Source organism: Micromonospora sp. MW-13 (assembly GCF_003434305.1).
GTDB lineage: Bacteria > Actinomycetota > Actinomycetes > Mycobacteriales > Micromonosporaceae > Micromonospora.
In genome coordinates this window covers 15,766-35,573 of record NZ_QKKX01000029.1, presented here as the reverse complement: position 1 = coordinate 35,573, position 19,808 = coordinate 15,766, and the positions used below count along the sequence as shown (strand labels likewise).

The 19,808-nt window shown below is 74.2% G+C and carries 25 protein-coding genes; 9 read left to right on the top strand and 16 right to left on the bottom strand.

The features are described 5' to 3' along the window. Positions 1-5: 5 nt before the first annotated feature. Complete coding sequence (locus tag C5N14_RS15545; RefSeq protein WP_117668809.1) at positions 6-488, bottom strand: DUF2231 domain-containing protein; 483 nt, start codon at positions 486-488, stop codon at positions 6-8. 223 nt (positions 489-711) lie between these two features. On the opposite strand from C5N14_RS15545, the gene C5N14_RS15540 reads away from it, so the two are divergent. Together C5N14_RS15540 and C5N14_RS15535 are read left to right on the top strand one after the other, a co-directional pair. Continuing rightward, positions 712-1,140, top strand: a complete 429-nt coding sequence (locus C5N14_RS15540) for a Fur family transcriptional regulator (RefSeq protein ID WP_117668808.1) — start codon at positions 712-714, stop codon at positions 1,138-1,140. Between the two features lie 43 nt (positions 1,141-1,183). Next, positions 1,184-2,047 carry an oxygenase MpaB family protein gene (locus C5N14_RS15535; RefSeq protein ID WP_117668807.1) on the top strand — a complete coding sequence of 288 codons (864 nt, stop codon included), beginning with the start codon at positions 1,184-1,186 and terminating at the stop codon, positions 2,045-2,047. Positions 2,048-2,105: 58 nt separating this feature from the next. Here the strand turns inward: C5N14_RS15535 and C5N14_RS15530 are convergent, their stop codons facing one another. The 11 genes from C5N14_RS15530 to C5N14_RS15485 all read right to left on the bottom strand — a co-directional run bounded on the left by C5N14_RS15530 (position 2,106) and on the right by C5N14_RS15485 (position 10,794). Beyond that, positions 2,106-3,017, bottom strand: coding sequence for a PD-(D/E)XK nuclease family protein (locus C5N14_RS15530; RefSeq protein ID WP_117668806.1), 912 nt, complete (start codon positions 3,015-3,017; stop codon positions 2,106-2,108). Between the two features lie 88 nt (positions 3,018-3,105). Further along, positions 3,106-3,720 carry a MarC family protein gene (locus tag C5N14_RS15525; RefSeq protein ID WP_117668805.1) on the bottom strand — a complete coding sequence of 205 codons (615 nt, stop codon included), beginning with the start codon at positions 3,718-3,720 and terminating at the stop codon, positions 3,106-3,108. 32 nt (positions 3,721-3,752) lie between these two features. Beyond that, positions 3,753-4,631: a PHP domain-containing protein gene (locus tag C5N14_RS15520; protein ID WP_117668804.1), complete on the bottom strand. Its 879-nt coding sequence runs from the start codon at positions 4,629-4,631 to the stop codon at positions 3,753-3,755. Between the two features lie 41 nt (positions 4,632-4,672). Next, positions 4,673-5,914, bottom strand: coding sequence for a hypothetical protein (locus tag C5N14_RS15515; protein ID WP_117668803.1), 1,242 nt, complete (start codon positions 5,912-5,914; stop codon positions 4,673-4,675). Positions 5,915-5,964: 50 nt separating this feature from the next. Continuing rightward, positions 5,965-6,834, bottom strand: a complete 870-nt coding sequence (locus C5N14_RS33150) for a SigE family RNA polymerase sigma factor (protein WP_243639640.1) — start codon at positions 6,832-6,834, stop codon at positions 5,965-5,967. A gap of 103 nt (positions 6,835-6,937) precedes the next feature. Next, positions 6,938-7,810 (bottom strand): PH domain-containing protein, encoded by an 873-nt coding sequence (locus tag C5N14_RS15505; RefSeq protein WP_117668802.1) that lies wholly within the window; start codon positions 7,808-7,810, stop codon positions 6,938-6,940. A 6-nt stretch (positions 7,811-7,816) separates the two neighbouring features. After that, positions 7,817-7,975 carry a hypothetical protein gene (locus C5N14_RS32190; RefSeq protein WP_165878125.1) on the bottom strand — a complete coding sequence of 53 codons (159 nt, stop codon included), beginning with the start codon at positions 7,973-7,975 and terminating at the stop codon, positions 7,817-7,819. 116 nt (positions 7,976-8,091) lie between these two features. Continuing rightward, positions 8,092-8,775 (bottom strand): DUF6758 family protein, encoded by a 684-nt coding sequence (locus tag C5N14_RS15500; protein WP_371685849.1) that lies wholly within the window; start codon positions 8,773-8,775, stop codon positions 8,092-8,094. Positions 8,776-8,958: 183 nt separating this feature from the next. Next, positions 8,959-9,582: an RNA methyltransferase gene (locus C5N14_RS15495; protein WP_117668801.1), complete on the bottom strand. Its 624-nt coding sequence runs from the start codon at positions 9,580-9,582 to the stop codon at positions 8,959-8,961. A gap of 87 nt (positions 9,583-9,669) precedes the next feature. Then, a complete protein-coding gene (locus tag C5N14_RS15490) occupies positions 9,670-10,206 on the bottom strand; it encodes a hypothetical protein (protein WP_207892753.1) in 537 nt (178 codons plus the stop codon). 72 nt (positions 10,207-10,278) lie between these two features. Further along, on the bottom strand, positions 10,279-10,794 hold the full coding sequence (locus C5N14_RS15485) for a MaoC family dehydratase (protein ID WP_117668800.1): 516 nt from the start codon (positions 10,792-10,794) through the stop codon (positions 10,279-10,281). A gap of 544 nt (positions 10,795-11,338) precedes the next feature. Between C5N14_RS15485 and trxA the strand changes: the two genes are divergently transcribed. From trxA to C5N14_RS15470, 3 genes are all read left to right on the top strand, one after another. Then, the gene (gene trxA, locus C5N14_RS15480; protein ID WP_117668799.1) at positions 11,339-11,701 is read left to right on the top strand and encodes a thioredoxin; all 363 of its coding nucleotides are present in this window, start codon (positions 11,339-11,341) and stop codon (positions 11,699-11,701) included. Positions 11,702-11,877: 176 nt separating this feature from the next. Continuing rightward, positions 11,878-12,318, top strand: a complete 441-nt coding sequence (locus tag C5N14_RS15475) for a hypothetical protein (protein ID WP_117668798.1) — start codon at positions 11,878-11,880, stop codon at positions 12,316-12,318. Next, entirely contained in the window at positions 12,315-13,253 is a 939-nt protein-coding gene (locus tag C5N14_RS15470) for an HTTM domain-containing protein (protein ID WP_243639637.1), read from the top strand. Before C5N14_RS15475 ends, C5N14_RS15470 begins: the two co-directional genes overlap by 4 nt. On the opposite strand, the gene C5N14_RS15465 is transcribed toward C5N14_RS15470, so the two are convergent. Continuing rightward, on the bottom strand, positions 13,217-13,636 hold the full coding sequence (locus C5N14_RS15465) for a thiol-disulfide oxidoreductase DCC family protein (RefSeq protein ID WP_117668797.1): 420 nt from the start codon (positions 13,634-13,636) through the stop codon (positions 13,217-13,219). The two genes, C5N14_RS15470 and C5N14_RS15465, sit on opposite strands and share 37 nt — an antisense overlap. Before the next feature lie 296 nt (positions 13,637-13,932). Here C5N14_RS15465 and C5N14_RS15460 point away from each other — a divergent pair, with 296 nt between their 5' ends. Continuing rightward, positions 13,933-14,340, top strand: a complete 408-nt coding sequence (locus C5N14_RS15460; protein WP_117668823.1) for a CoA-binding protein — start codon at positions 13,933-13,935, stop codon at positions 14,338-14,340. 39 nt (positions 14,341-14,379) lie between these two features. Here the strand turns inward: C5N14_RS15460 and C5N14_RS15455 are convergent, their stop codons facing one another. Further along, a complete protein-coding gene (locus C5N14_RS15455) occupies positions 14,380-15,576 on the bottom strand; it encodes an acyl-CoA dehydrogenase family protein (protein ID WP_117668796.1) in 1,197 nt (398 codons plus the stop codon). Positions 15,577-15,752: 176 nt separating this feature from the next. On the opposite strand from C5N14_RS15455, the gene C5N14_RS15450 reads away from it, so the two are divergent. Continuing rightward, a complete protein-coding gene (locus tag C5N14_RS15450) occupies positions 15,753-16,190 on the top strand; it encodes a DUF4190 domain-containing protein (RefSeq protein ID WP_117668795.1) in 438 nt (145 codons plus the stop codon). Between the two features lie 24 nt (positions 16,191-16,214). On the opposite strand, the gene C5N14_RS15445 is transcribed toward C5N14_RS15450, so the two are convergent. Next, on the bottom strand, positions 16,215-17,051 hold the full coding sequence (locus C5N14_RS15445; protein WP_371685848.1) for an SDR family NAD(P)-dependent oxidoreductase: 837 nt from the start codon (positions 17,049-17,051) through the stop codon (positions 16,215-16,217). A 186-nt stretch (positions 17,052-17,237) separates the two neighbouring features. Here C5N14_RS15445 and C5N14_RS15440 point away from each other — a divergent pair, with 186 nt between their 5' ends. Continuing rightward, the gene (locus tag C5N14_RS15440) at positions 17,238-17,777 is read left to right on the top strand and encodes a DUF4190 domain-containing protein (RefSeq protein ID WP_117668793.1); all 540 of its coding nucleotides are present in this window, start codon (positions 17,238-17,240) and stop codon (positions 17,775-17,777) included. Positions 17,778-17,832: 55 nt separating this feature from the next. Here the strand turns inward: C5N14_RS15440 and C5N14_RS15435 are convergent, their stop codons facing one another. Then, positions 17,833-18,789: a CoA ester lyase gene (locus tag C5N14_RS15435; protein ID WP_117668792.1), complete on the bottom strand. Its 957-nt coding sequence runs from the start codon at positions 18,787-18,789 to the stop codon at positions 17,833-17,835. A 133-nt stretch (positions 18,790-18,922) separates the two neighbouring features. On the opposite strand from C5N14_RS15435, the gene C5N14_RS15430 reads away from it, so the two are divergent. Further along, the gene (locus tag C5N14_RS15430) at positions 18,923-19,750 is read left to right on the top strand and encodes an SDR family NAD(P)-dependent oxidoreductase (RefSeq protein ID WP_117668791.1); all 828 of its coding nucleotides are present in this window, start codon (positions 18,923-18,925) and stop codon (positions 19,748-19,750) included. Positions 19,751-19,808 lie beyond the last annotated feature (58 nt).

Sequence of the window (19,808 nt, the reverse complement as noted above, 5' to 3'; positions counted from 1 at the left end):
GGAGGTCAGAGGGTGGTGCCCCAGACCGCCTGGGCGCCGGTGTCGCCGGTCAGGTAGACGTAGACCAGCGAGGCCACCCCGAGCACGACCACCACCACGGTCAGCAGCAGCGGCGCCCAGGCGGGCAGCCGGGAGACCCGGTCGTCGTTGCGGGTCACCAGCAGCAGGAGGAGGGCCGCCACGGCGAGGCCGACGGTGAACCAGAGCAGCGTCTCGCCGTACTGCGCGTGCTCGCGGACCTGGTCGAGGATCTGCGGCGGGTAGCCCTTCTCCCGCAGCGCCTCCTCCAGCGCCTCACCCGACTCCGTGGCCACCCAGGTGACGATCGGGGTGACCACCGCGAGGACGGCCACCGCCCAGCCGAACCGGGGGCGCCACCTCGGCAGCAGCCCGTACCCGGCAGCCAGCACGGCCAGCAGCGGAACGAACGCCACGGCGGCATGGATCACCAGAACGTGGCCTGGCAGCCCGTTGATCTCCCTGAACACCCGACACCTCCGGCAGTGGACGTGGTCCGCGGCAGCCAGCGTACGACGATCCGACGCCGCGGCAGTGCTGACGATCGGGTACACGTACGCGTCGATTGCCCGGTTCAGCCCGTGGCCCGGGCTCCGGCGACCTGCGGCCTGGGCCACGGGCCGGCTGTGGCCCGGGCCACCCGGTCGAGGAGGTCGCTTGTCGCCTGGTGAGGGCCGTGCTGTCATTGACCTCATGTCCGGTGGTGAGGAGCTGCTTCGGTCGAGGGGCCTGCGGGTCACCCGGCCGCGGCTCGCCGTGCTGGACGTCCTCGCCGCCGGCGGCCACCTGGAGGTCGACGAGATCACCCGCCGGGTGCGGGAACGCCTCGACTCCGTCTCCACCCAGGCCGTCTACGACGTCCTCGGCGCGCTGTCCCGGGCCGGGCTGTCCCGCCGCATCGAGCCCGCCGGCAGCCCCGCCCGCTACGAGGCTCGGGCCGGCGACAACCACCATCACGTGGTCTGCCGGGGGTGCGGCGAGATCGCCGACATCGACTGCGCGGTCGGCGCGGCGCCCTGCCTGGACCCGAACGCCGCGCACGGCTTCGACGTGGAGGAGGCGGAAGTGACGTTCTGGGGGCTCTGCCCGGCCTGCCAGGCCCGCCGCAGCGCCGACGACTGACACCGCCCGCCGGTCGGGCCCGGGGCGTGGCACCCTTGGTCGGGTGGACCCCGATGACCTCGGCCTGTTCGGTCCGGGATCGGTCACGTGGAAGGTGCACGAGGAGCCGATCCTGATCGTCGCCGGCCTGCGTTCGCTCTACCTCCAGGCGCTGCATCCCCGGGCCATGGCCGGGGTGGCGCAGAACAGCGACTACCGCGCCGACTCGTGGGGGCGGCTCGTCCGCACCGCCACGTACGTGGCGACCACCATCTACGGCACCACCGCCGAGGCCGAGGCCGCCGGGGCGCGGGTACGCCGGCTGCACGCCCGGCTGCGCGCCACCGACCCGGCCACCGGGGAGGAGTTCCGCGTCGACGACCCGGAGCTGCTGCGCTGGGTGCACGTGGCCGAGGTGGAGACGTTCCTCAGCACCGCCCGCCGCGCCGGGCTGCGGCTGACCGACGCCGAGGTGGACGGCTACTACGCCGAGCAGCGCCGGGTGGCGGCCCTGGTCGGGCTGGACCCGGCGGACGTGCCCGGCACCGCGGCGGAGGTGGCGGAGTACTACCGGCGGATCCGGCCGGACCTGCGGATCACCCGGGAGGCGGCGGAGACGGCCGTCTTCCTCACCGCGCCGCCGATCCCGTGGAAGCTCAACCTCCCGGCCCGGATCGGGCTGAACCTCGGGCCGGCCCGGTTCGCGTACCTCGGCGTCGCCGGCACCGCGTTCGCGCTGCTGCCGCCCTGGGCCCGCCGGATGTACGGCGGGTTGGGGCTGCCGACCACCGAGCTGTCTGCCGACCTGAGCGTGCGCGCCCTGCGGCTCGCCCTGGCGGCGGTGCCGCGCCGCTGGCGGGAGGGCCCGTTGCAGCAGGCCGCGAAGGCGCGGGCGGCCCGGATCGCCGCGGCCGGCGTGGCCGCCTGACCGGCGCCGACCCTGGCCCGCCCCGGCCACGTCGGCACGGCCCCGAACCCGGTTCCGGTCAGCCGGTGCGCTCCATCGCCGCCCAGGGCTCCTTGCCCGGCGTCTGCGAGCCGGTGGGGCAGGTGCGGCGGTAGTCGCACCAGCCGCAGCGCGGCCCGGGTGTGGTGGGGAACGCCTCGTCGGGGTCGGCCCCGTCGGCGACCGCCCGCTCGGCGGCCATGATGTCCCGCGCGGTCTCCTCGGCGCGGGTGAGCTGGCGGGCCAGTGACTCGGCGGTGTGCTCGTGCGCCGCGACGGTGCCCGTGGGCAGGTGGTGCAGCTCCACCCGGCGGCACGGCCGGCGGAACACCCGCTCGGCGGCGTACGCGTAGAGGGCCAGCGCCTGGGAGCCACGGGCGTCGTCCGCGTCCGTCCCGGCGCGGCCGGTCTTGTAGTCGACGATCACCAGCTCCGGGCCGTCCGGGCCGGGCCGGGAGTCGATCCGGTCGGTGCGGCCGTTGAACGCCAGCACCGCCGTCTTGACCGCCACCACCCGCTCGACGCCGACCGGGTCGGCCCCCGGATCCAGGGTGTCCACGTAGGACTCCAGCCAGCCCAACGCCCGCCGGTACGCCTCCCGCTCCTGCTCGTCGTCGCGGTAGCCCTCGCGGACCCAGGTGCCCCTGAGCAGCGCGGCCAGCGCCTCCGGGCGGCGGCGGTCGGCGGGCAGCGCGTACCAGTTCTTCAGGGCGGTGTGCACGCTCGCGCCGAGCGAGTTGTGCGCCCAGGGCGGGCCCTTCGGCGGCGCCGGCCGGTCGACGTACGAGTGGCGGTAGCGGCGCGGGCAGTCCGCGTACGCGCCGAGCTTGCTGGGCGTGCAGACGAACAGCCGCTCCGGCATGCCGTCGAAGCCGAGCTGCTCGGGCTGGCCGGACCGGGCCCGTGGGGCCGAACCGGTGGTGGATCGTCCGGATGAGGAGGCTCGTCGCACCCCGCCGATCCTGCCACCCCGGTACGACGGTCGCGCCGACCCGGTCGGCGGGTCGAGGCAGGGCGGGGCCGTCGGGCGACGGGCCGGGTCAGGCCATGTTCACGTACTGCGTGACGAAGGCGGCGACGGCGTCCGCGATGAGCTGCACCGCGATGGCGGCGAGCAGCAGGCCGGCGATCCGGGTGAGCACCTCGATCCCGCCGGGGCGCAGGATCTTGACGATCCCGCCGGAGAAGCGCAGCACGACCCAGACGGTGAGCATCACCGCGACGATGGCCGCCGCGATGGCGCCGTAGTCGGTGGCCCGGTCGGCCTGCTGGACGAACAACATCGTCGCCACGATCGCGCCCGGCCCGGCCAGCAGCGGGGTACCCAGCGGCACCAGGGCGATGTTCGAAGTGGATTGCTGGGTGGGATCGTCCGCCTTGCCGGTGAGCAGCTCCAGGGCGACCAGCACCAGCAGCAGCCCGCCGGCCGCCTGGAGCGCCGGCAGGTCCACGTGCAGGTAGGCGAGCAGGGTCTGCCCGGCCACGGCGAACACCACGATCACCCCGAGCGCCAGCGCGACGGCCTGCCAGGCCGCCCGGTTCCGGTCCCGGGCGGCCAGCGGCCCGGTGAGCGCGAGGAAGATCGGCATCATGCCCGGCGGGTCGACGATGACCAGCAGGGTCACGAAGACCTCGCCGAAGAGCTTCAGATCCACCCGGACACGGTAGCCGCGCGGGTGCAGGCGGATCAGGTCGAAGCGACGGGCGTCACCCCGCCGGCCTCGGCCAGGAGCCGTTCGTACGCCTCGACGGCCGTGGTGAACGCGCCGAGCCGGACGGTCTTGTGGGTGCCGTGGAAGTCGGACGAGCCGGTGACGAACAGACCCAGCTCGGCGGCGAGCGACCGCACGTGCGCCCGCTCGGCGGGTGAGTGGTCCTCGTGGTCGGCCTCCAACCCGGCGAGACCGGCCGCCGCCAGCTCGGCGACCAGTTCGTCGGGCACGACCCGGCCCCGCCGGCTGGCCTTCGGGTGGGCGAAGACCGGCACGCCGCCGGCCGCCCGGACCAGCCGGACCGCCCGGAACACGTCGATGTCCGCCTTGGGTAGCCGGTAGCGCTCGCCCAGCCAGCCGGGCCCGAACGCCTCGGTGGTGGTGGCCACCAGCCCGGCCCGGATCAGCGCCTGGGCGATGTGTGGCCGGCCCACCGTCCCGCCGGCCGCCCCGGCCAGGATCTCCGGCCAGCTCACCTCGACGCCGTCGGCGCGCAGCAGCTCGACGATCCGCTGCCCGCGTACCTCGCGGGCGGCCCGCACCCGGGCCAGCTCCGCGACCAGCTCCGGGTGGTCCGGGTCGAAGAGGTACGCCAGCAGGTGCAGCGCCACCGCCGGCTCGGCCCCGTGCCAGCGGCAGGAGATCTCCGCGCCCCGGATCAGGGTCAGCGCCGGGGGCAGCGCCGCCACGGCGGGCGCCCAGCCGGAGGTGGTGTCGTGGTCGGTGATCGCCAGCACGTCCAGTCCGGCGTCGGCCGCGGCCCGGACCAGCTCGGCCGGGGTGAGGGTGCCGTCGCTGGCCGTCGAGTGGGTGTGCAGGTCGATGCGGACGGCCGGTCCGGGGTGCGGGGTCATCGCCCGACGCTACCCGCCGCCGGCACGGCCCCGGCGGGAGGTCAGGAGGCCACGTCGGTGACGACCACCGGCCGGCCGCCCGGATCGACGCCGGACACGGGGGCGACGTCGGCCGGCTTGCCGGCGGTCACCCGGTCGCTGCGCACCTGCACGAGCCAGCCGCGCCCGTCGACGTACCAGGCGGTCCCGGCCGGGGTCCAGGCCACCGCGCCGGTCAGCGCCGGCCCGGCGCGCCGGGCCACCGGCGTCCCGTCGAGGGTGGCCAGGTCGACCAGGAGCGCCTCGGTGGCCTTCGACGCACCGGTGCGGCCGTTGACCAGCAGCCAGCGGCCGTCGGCGGAGACCCCGCCGAACCCGTCGACGCCGAGGACTGGCCCGCAGGCGGTACGGGTCGCGGCGAGGTTCCGGGCGGGGTCGAGCAGCGCCAGGCAGGGCCGGCGGGGTGAACCGGTGGCGACCACGCCGACCGCCCGGCCGTCCGGCCGCGTCCCGTACACGGCGAGGACGTCGCCCCCGGTCCCGGCGGAGAGCCCGCCCGCGGCCGGCCGCCACACCGCGTACCCGGGCCGGGTGGGGTCGAGTCGCACCACGACGGCGTCGCCGACGAAGCCGACCGGGACTGCCGACCCGGGGGCCGCCGTGCTGGTGACCGCGACCAGACGGTCGCCGACGATCCCGGCGACGGTGAGCCGGTCCCCGTCGCGCCAGGCGACCTGCCGGCCGGTGGCGGCGACGGCGATGGCCTCCGCGCCCGCGAGGAGCGCCTGGCGGCTGCCGTCCGGCCGCATTGAGACCAGGGTTCGGCCCGCCGCGGTCGGCCCGCCCACCACCAGCCAGCCGCCCTGGTCGGGGACGCGTTGGGCCCGGTCGACCGCGCCCAGCCCGAGAGGGATGCTCTCGTCCTGGGTGGTGCGCAGGGTCGTGCCGACGATCAGGTCCACGGCGGGGCCGCCCGGGCCGGGGAGCGGGCGAGCGGTCCCGGCCGACGGGCTCACCATCGGGTCGGGTGCCGGTGCGGCGGTGGCCCCGCGCGGGTCGCCGAGCACCACGGTCGGGGTGGTCGGGTGGCCCGCCTGCGTGCCGAACTGCGCCATGCCGGCGCTGACCAGCACGGTGGCCGCCCCGGCGAGGGCGACGCCGGCCAGGGTGCGGCGGCGGCGGGTGCGGTTGGCGCGCCGGATGGCCAGGCCGGCCGGGTCCACGGCGAGAGGTCGGAGCGTGGCGGCCTGCCGGGACAGGGTCGCCCGGACCGCTCGCTCCAGCTCGTCTCTCGGCACATCCATTGGACGCCCGGGGGCCCTCGTCCGGTTGTCAGCGGGGATCGGCACGTCGCTCACCGCCGTTCGGCGCCGACGGCCCGGGCCGACGCACCGACGGCGTCGGCGGGGCGGGCGTCGGCCGCGACGGCGTCGGCGGCCGGCGGGGTCGGGGCGGGCAGCCGTCCCGCGTCCCTCGGGTGGCCGCCGCGGCGCGGGGCGCCGGCAGCGCGTTGGGCCTCGGCCGGAACGCGGGGCGAGGCGGGCGCCGGAACGCGGGCCGGCTCGGCGTCCGGCGCGGGCCGGCGTGGCGGCGTCCGGGACGCGCCGGGGCGCGGCGCGGCGCGGCCCGGGACGGGGGCGTCGGACGCCGCCGCCCGCGACGGACGACGCGTCGTCGCCTCGCGGCCGACGGACCGCGTCGACCCGGGCAGGTCGGGCAGGTCGATGGCCGCCTGCTCGCCCAGCCGGCGGCGCAGGGTGGCCAACGCCCGGGACGTCTGGCTCTTCACCGTTCCCGGGGAGATCTCCAGCAGCGCGGCGGTCTGCGCCTCCGACATGTCCTCGTAGAAGCGCAGCACCAGCACCGCCCGTTGCCGGCTGGGCAGCGCCCTGAGGTGCCGCCAGAGCACGTCCCGGTCGAGCTGCTGCTCGATCTCGTCGATCCCGGCCCGCTCGGGCAGCACCTCGGTCGGCCGTTCCCCGTGCCAGCGCCGCCGCCACCAGCTCGTCGAGGTGTTGACCATGACCCGGCGGGCGTACGGCTCGATCGCATCGATCCCGCCGAGCCGCCGGCAGGCCAGGTACGTCTTGGTCAGGGCCGTCTGGAGCAGGTCCTCGGCCGTGGCCCAGTCCCCGGCGAGCAGGTACGCGGTGCGCAGCAGCGCCCCGGAGCGGGCCGCGACGAACTCACGGAACTCCTCCTCCAGCGGGTCCCTGCCGGCCACGCTCACCTCCCGCACCCCCGTGCCCTGCTGGCAGGCTGTCACGCCGGGGCGCCCCGGTCGACGGCGGTTGGTGCCGTGTTCCTCCGATGTTCGGACGGAAATCTCAGGCGCCGTCGTCGGCCTTGGCCTCGTCCGCCTCCTTGCCCAACCGAGCCTCGACGGCCTGCGGCTCGTACATCTCCTCGACGACGCGCAGGTAGAGCTCGTTGGGGTTGGGCAGGTTCTTGATCTCGCGGAGCGCCTGGTCCTGGCCGGCGGACTCCAGCACGAAGGTGCCGTAGTTGAGCGCGCGGCCGGTCGGGCTCTGCTCGTACTTCATGTCGGTGACCCGGGCCAGCGGCATCATCGCGACCTTGCGGGTGATGATGCCGTTGACGACCATCACCCGCTTGTTGGTCAGGATGAAGCGGTCGTACCACCAGTCGGCGACCCGCCAGGCGACCCAGCCCATCACGGCGAACCAGAGCAGCACCGCGACGGTGGTCAGCGCGCCCACGTCCCGCCCGGCGAGGAAGCCGGAGAGGTAGCCGAGGACGAAGGTCGCGGCGATGCCCACCAGGATCGGCGTGGTGAGGTGGATCCAGTGCCGCTTCCACTCGCCCCGGTACCGCTCGGTGGGGAAGAGGTAGCGGGCGACGAGTGAGCTGGGCTCGTCCTCCAGCGGGAGGACCCGCCGGGGCCCCAGCGGCATGCCGGAGGCGTCGACCCGCAGCCCGGCCAGTTCCTCCTCGGAGATCTGCGGAGCCTGGTAGCCGGCCTCGGGGTCGCGGACCCAGGCGCGCCCGGAGCGCCCCTCGCCCGCGAACGGACCGTCGCCGTAGCCGACGTCGTCGGAGAACGGGGGGCCGTCGGAGGGACCCGGGCGGGGACCCGACACGTCGTCGGGCCGGACCCGGGGAATCGGCTCCGTGTCTCGCTCCCGGCGTCCCCGGTCGGGGTCGTCGGGATCGAAGGGGGGACCGGAGGGGCTTCCCATCGGCGGCTAGGCGATGAGGCTGGTGAAGAAGTCGCCGAACCCCTGGGCGATGTCCATGATGCCGCCACCGATCGACTTGAAGACGTCTGCGGCGGAGTTCGGCCGGTAGGCGACAAAGAAGATCAAGAATGCGATACCGGCCCAGGTGAGGACCTTCTTGACCATGGCGGGCCATCCTCTCGCGCGGCGCCGGGTCCATTTACCGCAGCGGCACCCAGAGTATCAGTTAGGTGTCGTATAGTGAATCTCTGCGTCCGTTCTCCGACAGAACGGGATCCTTCTCAGGCTTTCCCGTGCAGGTACGGAGACGGTGCGCCATACACGAGTTCGGACGGCGTCCACTCCGTGAGGTCGTGCAACTCCACGTCCTCGGCGAGCAGATGCCCCGCACTCGCCGGCCAGGCTATCGCATGGAGCCACAATCCCCGAGCCTCGCCGGCGTACGCGCTTCGATCGGTTGGAGAATTTACGAGCCACAGTGGAGTCGGGTGGCCGGCCACCCGGATCCTGGCCTGTCCGATGTGCTCCGGATGCCCGGGGCCGGGTTCGTTCAACGCCTCGGCGAGTTCCGGCCCCGGATCGGGCCCGGCCATCCCGGCGAACCGGGTGCCCAGGCCCACGCCCGGCTCCTCGGCCACGAAGACCAGGTCGGCGGGGCCGCCGCCGAGCGGCTCGGGCCCGGCGCAGGCGATCACGGTGGCCCGCACCCCGGTCCGCTCGTCGCCGGCGTACGCCACGCCGGTGAGGGTCCAGCCGGGCGGCAACGGCCAGGGACACCAGACCGGCGTGGCCGGCTCCGCCCCGGGCGCGGCGGTGGCGACCCGGTCCACCACGCTGGCCACGATCTCCGCTCCGATGTGCTCGGGCACGTGCAGCGGCGGCACCGGCCCGCAGCGCGGGCACCGCCACTCGGTGTGCATCAGGTCCGGCTCGCGCACGGATCCACCACACCTCGGACAACTCACCGCGACGCTCACGTTTCCACCGTCACCCCGGATCGCGGGGCCGTCAAGTCGAGCGGCCGTTTCCCCCGGCGCGTCGCGGCGGGATTCCACCGGCCGTGCCCGGCCGCTGGCACGGGGTCACCGGACGGCCACCGGACCGACGGCCGCGCCGGAACCCGGACGCGCACCGGTGGGGACGTCGGCTCAGCCGGGTGGTGGGCCGGCGTGCGCCCGGATCCACGCGTGCATCGCGATGCCGCTGGCCACCCCCGCGTTGACCGACCGGGTCGAGCCGTACTGGGCGATCGAGAAGAGCTGGTCGCAGGCCGTCCGGGCCGGGTCGGACAGCCCCGGGCCCTCCTGGCCGAAGAGCAGCACGCAGCGGCGCGGCAGGGTGGTCGTCTCCAGCGGTCGGGAGCCGGGCAGGTTGTCGATGCCGACCACCGGCAGGTCCCGTCCCGCCGCCCAGGCGACGAACTCGTGGATCGTCTCGTGGTGCCGGACGTGCTGGTAGCGGTCGGTCACCATGGCACCCCGCCGGTTCCACCGCCGCCGCCCGACGATGTGCACCTCGGCGGCGAGGAACGCGTTGGCGTTGCGGACCACCGTGCCGATGTTGAAGTCGTGCTGCCAGTTCTCGACGGCCACGTGGAAGTCGTGCCGGCGCCGGTCCAGGTCGGCCACCACGGCCTCCCGCCGCCAGTACCGGTACCGGTCCACCACGTTGCGCCGGTCGCCCCCGGCGAGCAGCTCCGGGTCGTACCACGGGTCGTCCGGGAGGTCGCCGGGCCACGGCCCCACGCCGACGTCGAGCTGGTCACCGGTCACGGTCTGAAGAGGGTACGGTCCGCCCGCCGCCCCGCCGGGCGTGGGGTGCCCCGGGGTCGGTCCCGGGCCGGCGGGCGGAGGGCCTGCTCAGCCCAGGTCGAGTGCCCCGCCGAGCCGGTCCAGGAAGCGCCGGTCGGCCGGCGCGGTGGGGAGGTCCGCCGGGGCCCGGTCACCGTCGGTGGCGGCCCGGCAGACCCGGGCCGCCACCGACTGCACCCACTGCCGGTACGCGGCCGAGTCGGCGGGGTCGGCCCGGCGACGCAGCACCCGCGCCGCGGCCCGGCAGGCGGCCAGCAGACTGACCAGGTCGGCGAGCTGGTCGGCCGGGGCGGGCACCCCGTCGTGCCGGGCGTAGATGGCGGCCACCACGGCGCGTACCAGGTCGCTGTCGAAGGCGCGGCCCGCCGCCACGGCGTCCAGGCCAGCGAGCCCGGCGGCGACGCCGCGCGGCGGGCGTCCGGGGGCGGGCGTGGCGGCGGCCACGAGCACGCGACCGGGCAGCCCGGTCAGCAGGTCCCACTCGGCGGCGGAGTAGACGGCGGTGGTCAGCGGTGCGGCGCGGCGGCCGGCAGAGGGCGGCTCTCCGGCGACGGAGTGGCTCATGGGGACCTCCGGCGCCAGCATAAGCCTCCGACCAGGAAAAGGGCCCCAACCCCACGGAAGCCGGCGGGGAGGGGCCGGTGCCGGACGGGAGGGTCAGCGCGGCTCGGGGAAGCTCGGCCGCTCCGGGTCGACGCCCGCTCCGACGGTGGCGGCCGCGTACTCCCGCTTGGGGACCATCACCCGGCGGCGGAAGACGCAGACCATGGTGCCGTCCTGCTTGTAACCCCGGGTCTCCACGGAGACGACCCCCCGGTCCGGCTTCGAGCCGGACTCGCGCATGTCCAGCACGGTGGTCTCGCCGTAGATGGTGTCGCCGTGGAAGGTCGGGGCCACGTGCCGCAGCGACTCGACCTCGAGGTTCGCGATGGCCTTGCCGCTGACGTCGGGGACGGACATGCCGAGCAGCAGGGAGTAGATGTAGTTGCCGACCACCACGTTGCGCTGGAACTGGCTCGCCGACTCGGCGTAGTGGGCGTCCAGGTGCAGGGGGTGGTGGTTCATGGTGAGCAGGCAGAAGAGGTGGTCGTCGTACTCGGTGACGGTCTTGCCCGGCCAGTGCCGGTAGACCGCGCCGACCTCGAACTCCTCGTAGTAGCGGCCGAACTGCATCGATGTCCCCTTCACGGCGGCGACGGAGTTCGGGCCAGCATGCCTTATCGAGTGTTAAGGCGAGGGCCGGGGCGGGCCGGCCGCGGAAATGTCACACCGGCAGCAACCCGAGGGGAGACGCAATGAGCGGCGGGGCCCTCCCCGGCACCCGCCGCCCACGCTCTGATGCGAGAGATTCTGCCGTACGCCGGTGCCCGACGAACAGAGACCGGCGTCACATTTATCTTTTCGTAACAACACTCTGCGTGACTGCCGACCAGGTCCGGAGCGATCTCCGCAGGTCGGATCGGCGCTAGTCAGACATCAGATCGTCGATGCGAGGTCGCCGCATGTCCCGACAGGCTTGGAAGCGCTCCCATCACGGCTGGTCACGCAAATGCTTCATGCATGTGCGCGCCGCACACGGGGAACGACAGATGCGGATCGATACTCTGGGCTCCCGCCCCGCCGGCCGAGGGGGTTTCGGCACCGGCCGCCCGGGAATTCGGCGGGACCCACCCTGGTTTCAGGAGGCGTAGGTGATTCCGGTGATCGGAGAGTGCAAATGGCAACCGTTGAGCTGACCACGGGGAACTTCGACGAGGTCGCGGGCAGCGACGGCATCGTCCTGGTCGACTTCTGGGCTGAGTGGTGCGGCCCGTGCAAGCGGTTCGCCCCGGTCTACGAGCGCTCCTCGGACAAGCACCCCGACATCGTCTTCGGCAAGGTCGACACCGAGGCGCAGCAGGAACTGGGCGCCAAGTTCGACATCCGCTCCATCCCGACGATCATGGCGATCCGGGACGGCGTGATCGTCTTCGCCCAGCCCGGCGCCCTGCCCGAGTCAGCCCTGGAGAACCTGATCGAGCAGGTTCAGGGCCTCGACATGGACGACGTCCGCAAGAAGCTGGCCGAGCACAACCACTGAGCCGAGCCGTCCGACGGCCGGGCCCCGACCTGGGGCCCGGCCTGTCGTCGTGTCCCGGGCCCGGACGCCGCCGTGGCCGGACGCCGCCGTGGCCCGACGTCACCGGTACGGCCGGCTCCCACCGGCCGACGGAGGGACCCCCTGCCAGCGCTTCCATCCCGTATCGTCCTGACCCGATGGAGACGTTGACCCGCCGTGGCCGGGTGATCCGGCTGGGCGCGACCGCGCTCGGCCTCGCCGTGCTGCTCGCCGGCACGGCCTGGGGCAGCGACGACGACTTCCCGTTCGGCCCGTTCCGGATGTACTCCACCTCCGATCCGCCCGACGCCCCCGCCCCGGACACCCGCGTCGAGGGCGTGGACCGCACCGGCGCGGTGGTCGACCTGGGCCAGGACGCCACCGGCATCCGCCGCGCCGAGATCGAGGGCCAGCAGAGCCGGTACGTCGCCGAGCCGGACCGGCTGCGCCGGGTCGCCGACGCGTACGCCGAACGCCACCCCGACGCCGCCGGGCTGGTCGAGGTACGCATCGTGATCCGCTGGTACGGCATCGAGGGCGGCCGGCCGACCGGCCGCTGGGCCGACGAGACGGTGGTCAGCTGGCGGGCGGACCGGTGACCGGCTGGCTGACCGAGGCGGTGCCGCGCGGCCGGGTGGCCGCCTTCCGCACCCTGGTCTACCTCTTCGTGGCCGCCGACCTGGTGTTCTTCACCCCCTGGGTGCGCACCCGGGCCAGCGTGCCCGGCGAGCTGTACCAACCGCTGCTCGTCGGCCGGACGCTCCCGCTGCCCACCCCCACCCCGGCCCTGGTCGCCGCGATCTTCTGGGCCCTGTTGGTTCTCGCGGCGCTCGCCGCGACCGGCCGCGCCCACCGGCTGCTCGGCTGGTCGGTCTTCGCGCTGTACCTGCAATGGATGATCATCGCGATGAGCTACGGCAAGGTCGACCACGACCGGTTCGGGCTGCTCGTCGCGCTCGCCGTGCTCCCCACCGCCGGGCGGGCCCGGCACGGCGACCCGACCCGCAGCGAGGCGGGCGGCTGGGCGCTGCGGGTCACCCAGATCGCGGTGATCTGCACGTACTTCCTGGCCGCGTTCGCCAAGTTCCGGTTCGGCGGGCTCGACTGGGCCACCGGGTCCGTGCTCGCCAAGGCGATCATCCGGCGCGGCACCGACCTGGCCGACCTGATCGCCGGGGTGCCGTACCTGCTGCTCGTGGCGCAGTTCGGCATCCTCGCCTTCGAGTTGCTCAGCCCGGTGGTCTTCGTGCTGCCCGAGCGCTGGCGGCTGGCCATGGTCGGCTTCTTCTACGCGTTCCACCTGGTCACCATGGCGACGATCACCATCTCGTTCGCGCCGCACCTGGTGGCGATGGCCAGCTTCCTGCCGCTGGAGCGGGTGCGCCCGGTGCTCTGGGCCCGCCGGCTCGCCGGCCGCCGCCGATCCGGCGCGAACGGGACCGGCGGCGCGGAGCCGGCGCCGGCGACCCCGCCCGCCCTGGCCGCAGCCGCGCCCGATCAGGCGTCCGTGGTGGGCCGGCCGGCCGGACCGTAGAGCCGCTCCCGCGCCTCCTGCGGCAGCGAGCACGCGGCGGTGCCGCCGGGCAGCCGGTGCCGGTTGCGGGCCACCCAGCGGTACGCCGGCCAGGCCACCGCGCGGACCGGCGGGAACCGCAGGCCCGCGCCGGCCACCCGCCAGCGCGGACCGCTGTCGCCGAGCAGCCTGGCGATCGCGTCCGGGCCGGCGGCCCGGCGGCCGTCCGCGCCGACCCACTGCACGGCCTCCTCGCACTCGGCCTGCGTCAGGCCCAGCGCGTCGAGATCGGCGAACTGCCAGGGCAGCACCCGCGCCCCGGTGGGGATGCGGCGCTCGATGAACTGGGCGCACGTGGTGCAGAACGCGCAGTCGCCGTCGTAGACGAAGGTCGACGTCTCCATGGCTCCATCCTCCCCCGGCCGGGTGGCCGCCGGGCCCGGGTGTCCGGCAGGTCACTTGCGCTTCGTTCGCACACGTGTTCGAATGATGGTCATGCGCTGGGGCACCCTCTCCGCTCCCCCGGACGAGGGTGGTCCCGAGCGGGCAGCGCCAGCGGCTCCACCCCTGCCGCTGGCGCTGCCCGGCGCGACAGGTCCGCCCCGAGCCGGGCGACGACCGGCGGCTGCCCGAGCCGCCCGCTCCGCCGCGCCGACCAGCTCGCCCTGTGCCGTCCCGGCCGGCCGGTTACAGTCGCGGGGTGCGCACCGCCCAGCAGCTCCTCGCCGACTCCGCCGTGATCGCCGTCGTGGGCGCGTCCCGCGACCCCGGCAAGGCCGCGCACCGGGTGCCGGCGCAGATGCAGCGGTACGGCTGGCGGATCGTCCCGGTCAACCCGACGGTCGACGAGCTGTTCGGCGAGCGGGCGTACGCGTCGCTGGCCGACATCCCGCACCCGGTCAACCTGGTGGACGTGTTCCGCCCGGCCCGGGACGCGGTCGGGGTGGTCCGCGAGGCGGTGGCGATCGGCGCGCCCGCGGTCTGGTTGCAGCTCGGGATCGTCTCGCCGCAGGCGCGGCGGATCGCCGAGGAGGCGGGGATCGACTACGTCGAGGACCGCTGCCTCATCGTCGAGCGCGCCGCCGCCGGCCTGACCCGACTGGCCTGACCCGACTGGCCTGACGGGCGTCGCCCCGACCGGGCCCGGTCAGAGCTTGTACTCCTTGAGCAGGCCGCGGGAGATGATCGTCTTCTGGATCTCCGAGGTGCCCTCGCCGATGAGCAGGAACGGGGCCTCCCGCATCAGCCGCTCGATCTCGTACTCCTTGGAGTAGCCGTAGCCGCCGTGGATGCGGAACGCCTCCTGGACCACCTCGGCGCAGTACTCGGAGGCGAGCAGCTTGGCCATCCCGGCCTCGACGTCGTTGCGCTGGCCGGCGTCCTTGAGCCGGGCCGCGTTGACCATCAGGGCGTGCGCGGCCTCGATCTTCGTGCCCATCTCGGCGAGCTTGAAGGCGATCGCCTGGTGCTTCGCGAGGGGCTGGCCGAAGGTCTTCCGCTGCTGGGCGTACGCGACGGCCAGTTCGAAGGCGCGGATGGAGATGCCGCAGGCCCGGGCGGCGACGTTGACCCGGCCGACCTCGATGCCGTCCATCATCTGGTAGAAGCCGCGGCCGACCTTGTCCTGTCCGCCCAGCACAGCGGAGGCGGGGACGGTGACGCCGTCGAGGACCATCTCGGTGGTCTCGACGCCCTTGTAGCCCATCTTGTCGATCTTGCCGGGGATGGTCAGGCCGGGCGCGGTCTCGCCGAAGCCGGGCTCCTTCTCCAGCAGGAAGGTGCTCATGTTGCCGTACACGGAGTCGGCGCCGGTGTCGGTCCTGACCAGGGTGGCGACCACCGAGGAGTACGCCCCGTTGGTCAGCCACATCTTCTGGCCGTTCAGGACGTAGTTGTCGCCGTCGCGGACCGCCCTGGACCTGATCGCCGAGACGTCGGAGCCGCACTCCGGCTCGGACATGGAGAACGCGCCGCGCACCTCGCCGGTCGCCATCCTCGGCAGCAGCCGGGCCCGTTGCTCCGCCGAACCGTGCTGCGAGATCAGGTACGCCACGATGAAGTGCGTGTTGACGATGCCGGAGATCGACATCCAGCCCCGGGACAGCTCCTCGACCACCAGGGCGTAGGTCAGCAGGGACTCGCCGAGCCCGCCGTGCTCCTCGGCGATGGTGAGGCCGAACAGCCCCATCTCGCGCATCCCGTCGAGGATGTCGGCGGGGTACTCGTCGGCGCGTTCCAGCCGCTGCGCGTGCGGGATGATCTCCTTGTCGGCGAACTCCCGGACGGTTTCCAGGATCGACCGCTGCACGTCGGTCAGGCCGGGCGTCTGGGCGAGTCGGGCCATCTCAGCCTCCGGGGATCGGCGCATTACTCATAGGTAACTGAACGCTCGGTCAGTATCGGCCTCCCGGCCGGCGAGGCCAAGGTGACCAGTCGACACAACCGCTGTGAAAAGGTTCACCGCTGCGGGTAGCGTCCCGCAATAGGGCCAGGTCACCAGGGGTGCGCGGGAGGTACCGGATGAGTTATCCACCGCAGGAGCCGGACCAACCGCCGTCGCCGTACGAGCCGCCGCCCGGCGAGCCCGGACCGCAGCCGGGATACGAACAGCACGGGCAACCGGGCCAGTACGGCCCGCCCCCGGGTTACGGGCAGTACGGCCAGCCCGGACCGTACGGCCAGCCAGGGCAGTACCCCGGCCAGCCGCCGCCCGGCCGGGGGACGAACATCCTCGCCGTGCTGTCGCTGGTCTTCGCGTTCGTCTTCCCGCCCGCCGGCATCGTGTTCGGGCACGTGGCCAAGCAGCAGCTCCGGCGCACCGGCGAGGAGGGCGACCAGCTCGCCACCTGGGGCCTGATCCTCGGCTACCTCTTCACCGCGATCGGCCTGCTGGCCTGCTGCGGCTGGATCGCGCTGGCGATCTGGGGCAGCTCCGGCGGCGGCAGCTCCTACAACTGACCCCCGGAGCCGCCCGGGGCCAGGTCAGCGGAACTGCGCCTCCCGCACGCTGTTGCCGCCGTCCACCACCAGCATCTGCCCGGTGATGTACGACGCGGCGGGCGAGCAGAGGAACACGATCGCGGCGGCCACCTCGTCCGGGGTGCCGGGACGGCCCACCGGGGTGCCGAGCCCCTGCCGGATCTCCGCCACCGTGGAGGCCGCCGTGTGGATGGTCCCCGGGGCCACCGAGTTCACCGTCACGCCGTCGGCGATCATCTCCATCGCCAGCGCCCGGGTCAGGCCGACCACGCCCGCCTTCGCGGCGGCGTACGCCGCCTCGGTGGGCAGGGCGTTGACCGGGCCGGCGGTGGCCGCCAGGTTGACGATCCGCCCCCAGCCACGCTCGGCCATCCCGCCGATGAACGCGCGGCTGCACAGGAACGCGGTGGTCAGGTTCCGGTCGATCTCGCCGTGCCACTCCTCGTAGCTGAGCTGGGCCACCGGGCGCAGCACCTCGGGACTGGCCCGGCTGGCCAGACCGGCGTTGTTGACCAGCACCTCCACGTCGCCGAGCTGCTCGGCGACCGCGTCGGCGAGCGCCCCGACCTCCGACTCGTCGGTGAGGTCGGCGACGAACCCCGTCACCCCCAGCTCGCCGGCCCGTTCGTGGATGCGCCGGGTGGTGGAGACGATGGCCACCCGCGCCCCCAGGTCGGCCAGCCGGCGGGCCGTGGCGTACCCGATGCCGTCGGGGCTGCCGGCCCCGGTGACCAGGGCGACCCTGCCGTCGAGCCGCATGGTGACCGGGTCGGCCAGCGGCGCCGGGGCGTCCTGGTCGGCCGGGGCCGTCGCGGCGGTGACCCGGCCGCGCCGGGCCAGGCCCGGTCGGCTCACGTCCCGCCTCGGTCGGCTCCCGGAACGGTCCGCGGACCGCGCGTCTGCTGCCATGCCGAGATCCTGCCCGCTGCGCCCCCGCCGGGCAACGCGGCACCCGGTAACGGGGGCGCCCATTCTGGGCGGGCCTGGCTACCCTGACCGCGCACCCTCGACAGACGGAGAGAACCGATGACATATCCGCCGCCGCCCGGCAACGACCCCTGGTCCCAACCGCCCACCCCGCCGGTCGACCCCACCCTTCCGGTGAGCGGGCAGCCGATCCCCGGCCAGCCGACGGGCACGGACCCGTACGTGCCGGTCGACCCGTACGCGCCGGTCGACCCGTACGCGGGGATGAAGTCGGAGCAGCCCGCGCCGGCCACCGCCGACCCGTACGCCGTGCCCGGCTACGCACCCGCCGGCTACCCGCAGGCCGGCTACCCCGGGTACGGGTACCCGCCGGCGCAGAAGACCAACGGATTGGCCATCGCGGCGCTGGTGCTCGCCCTGGTCGGCTTCGCGTCCTGCGTCACCGCGCCGATCGGCGCGATCCTCGGCCACGTCGCCCAGAAGCAGATCCGGCAGACCGGCGAGGGCGGCGAGGGGATGGCGACGGCCGCCATCATCGTCGGCTGGATCCTCACCGGCCTGATAGTGCTGGCGATCATCTTCTACATCGTGATGATCGTCATCGCGATCAGCGCGAGCAGCACGAGCAGCAGCTACTGACTCGCGGGCCGGAACGACGGGAGAGTGCCGCCCCGGGGCCCGGGGCGGCACCGGCTCACTCCGCGGCAGGCGTGAAACCGGAGGTCCGGGTCATCCCGGCCGCGCGGCCCTTGGCCGCGATCACCAGGGCCATCTTGCGGGACGCCTCGTCGATCATCTCGTCGCCGAGCATCACCGCGCCGAGCCGGCCGCCCGCCTCCGAGGTGTAGTGCTCGTACGCGTCGAGGATCAGCTCGGCGTGGTCGTAGTCGGCCTGGGCCGGCGAGTAGACCTCGTTCGCGGCGTCGATCTGCCCGGGATGCAGCACCCACTTCCCGTCGAAGCCCAGCGCGGCCGACCGCCCGGCCACCTCCCGGAACGCGTCGACGTCCCGGATCTGCAGGAACGGGCCGTCGATGGCCTGCTTGTCGTGCATCCGGGCGGCCATCAGGATCCGCATCAGGATGTAGTGGTACGGGTCGCCCGGGTAGTCGGGGATGAGCGCGCCGACCACCAGCGACTTCATGTTGATCGAGGCCATGAAGTCGGCCGGCCCGAAGATGATGGTCTCCACCCGGGGCGACGCGGCGGCGATGGCGTCGACGTTCACCAGGCCGGCGGCGTTCTCGATCTGCGCCTCGATGCCGATCCGGCCGACCGGGAGGCCGAGGGTCTTCTCGAGCTGGGTGAGCGTCAGGTCCAGCCACTGCACCTGGGCGGCGTCCTGCACCTTCGGCAGCATGACGCAGTCCAGGTTGGCGCCGGCCCCCTCGACGACCTCGATCACGTCCCGGTACGTCCACGGGGTGGTGAGGTCGTTGACCCGGACCACCCGGGTCTTGCCGGCCCAGTCGCCCTCGTTGAGCGCCGCCACGATGTTCTTGCGCGCGTCCGGCTTGGCCAGTGGGGCCACCGCGTCCTCCAGGTCCAGGAAGACCTGGTCGGCGGGGAGGCCCTGGGCCTTGCCGAGCATCTTGACGCTGGAACCGGGCACGGCGAGGCAGGACCGGCGGGGGCGACCGACAGCGGCCATGGATGCGCTCCTTCCCGCGTCGGCGGACCGGCCGACGGGCTGACGGGTGCCCGCCGCACCGGCGGACTTAACGATCGCAAAGGTGTTTGTGACGCCACGGTAACCTCGTGCCGTGACCGGGGTGAATGGACCTGTGGAAGATCTCACTGGGCGTCGGATCGTGGTGGTGACCGGGGCCAGCTCCGGCATCGGACTGGCCGCCGCCGTGGACCTGGCGCGCCGCGGTGACCAGGTGGTACTGGTCGGCCGGGACCCGGCCCGCCTCCAGGCGGCCGGCGACCGGGTGCGGGACGCCAGCGGTGAGCGGCCCGAGTTGTTCCGGGCCGACTTCGCGGTCCTCGACGACGTGCGGGGGCTGGCGGAGCGGCTGCGCGCCGCGTACGACCGGATCGACGTGCTGGCCAACAACGCCGGGGCGATCGTGCTGCGCCCGGCCACCACGGTCGACGGGTTCGAGCTGTCCATGCAGGCCAACCACCTGGCCCCGTTCCTGCTCAGCACCCTGCTGCGGGACCGGGTCGGCCGGCTCGTGGTCACCGCCTCCGCCGCGCACCGCAGCGGCGTGCTGGACCCGGACGACCTCAACGCCACGCTGCGCGGCTACCGGCCGATGCGCGCGTACGGCACCAGCAAGCAGGCGAACATCCTGTTCACCGCGGAGGCGGCCCGGCGCTGGCCGGAGATCCCCGCGTACTGCTTCCACCCCGGCGTGGTGCGGACCCGGTTCGGCGCGGACAGCCGGCTGGTGGCCCTGGGCATGCGGATCCTGCCGTTCCGCAGCCCCGAGAAGGGCGCCGAGACGCTGGTCTGGCTCGCCGACCAGGAGCCGGCCAGGCTGACGACCGGCGGCTACTACGCCGACCGGCGGCCCCGCCGCCCGCTGCGCAGGGCCGCCGACCCGCAGCTCGCCGCCCGGCTCTGGACGGCCAGCGCGAAGGCGGTCGGCGTCGCCGCCGGGTAGCCCCCCGTCCTCCGGCCGGCGAGGACTGGCTGCCGGCTGACCGGTGCGCGGTCCCGCC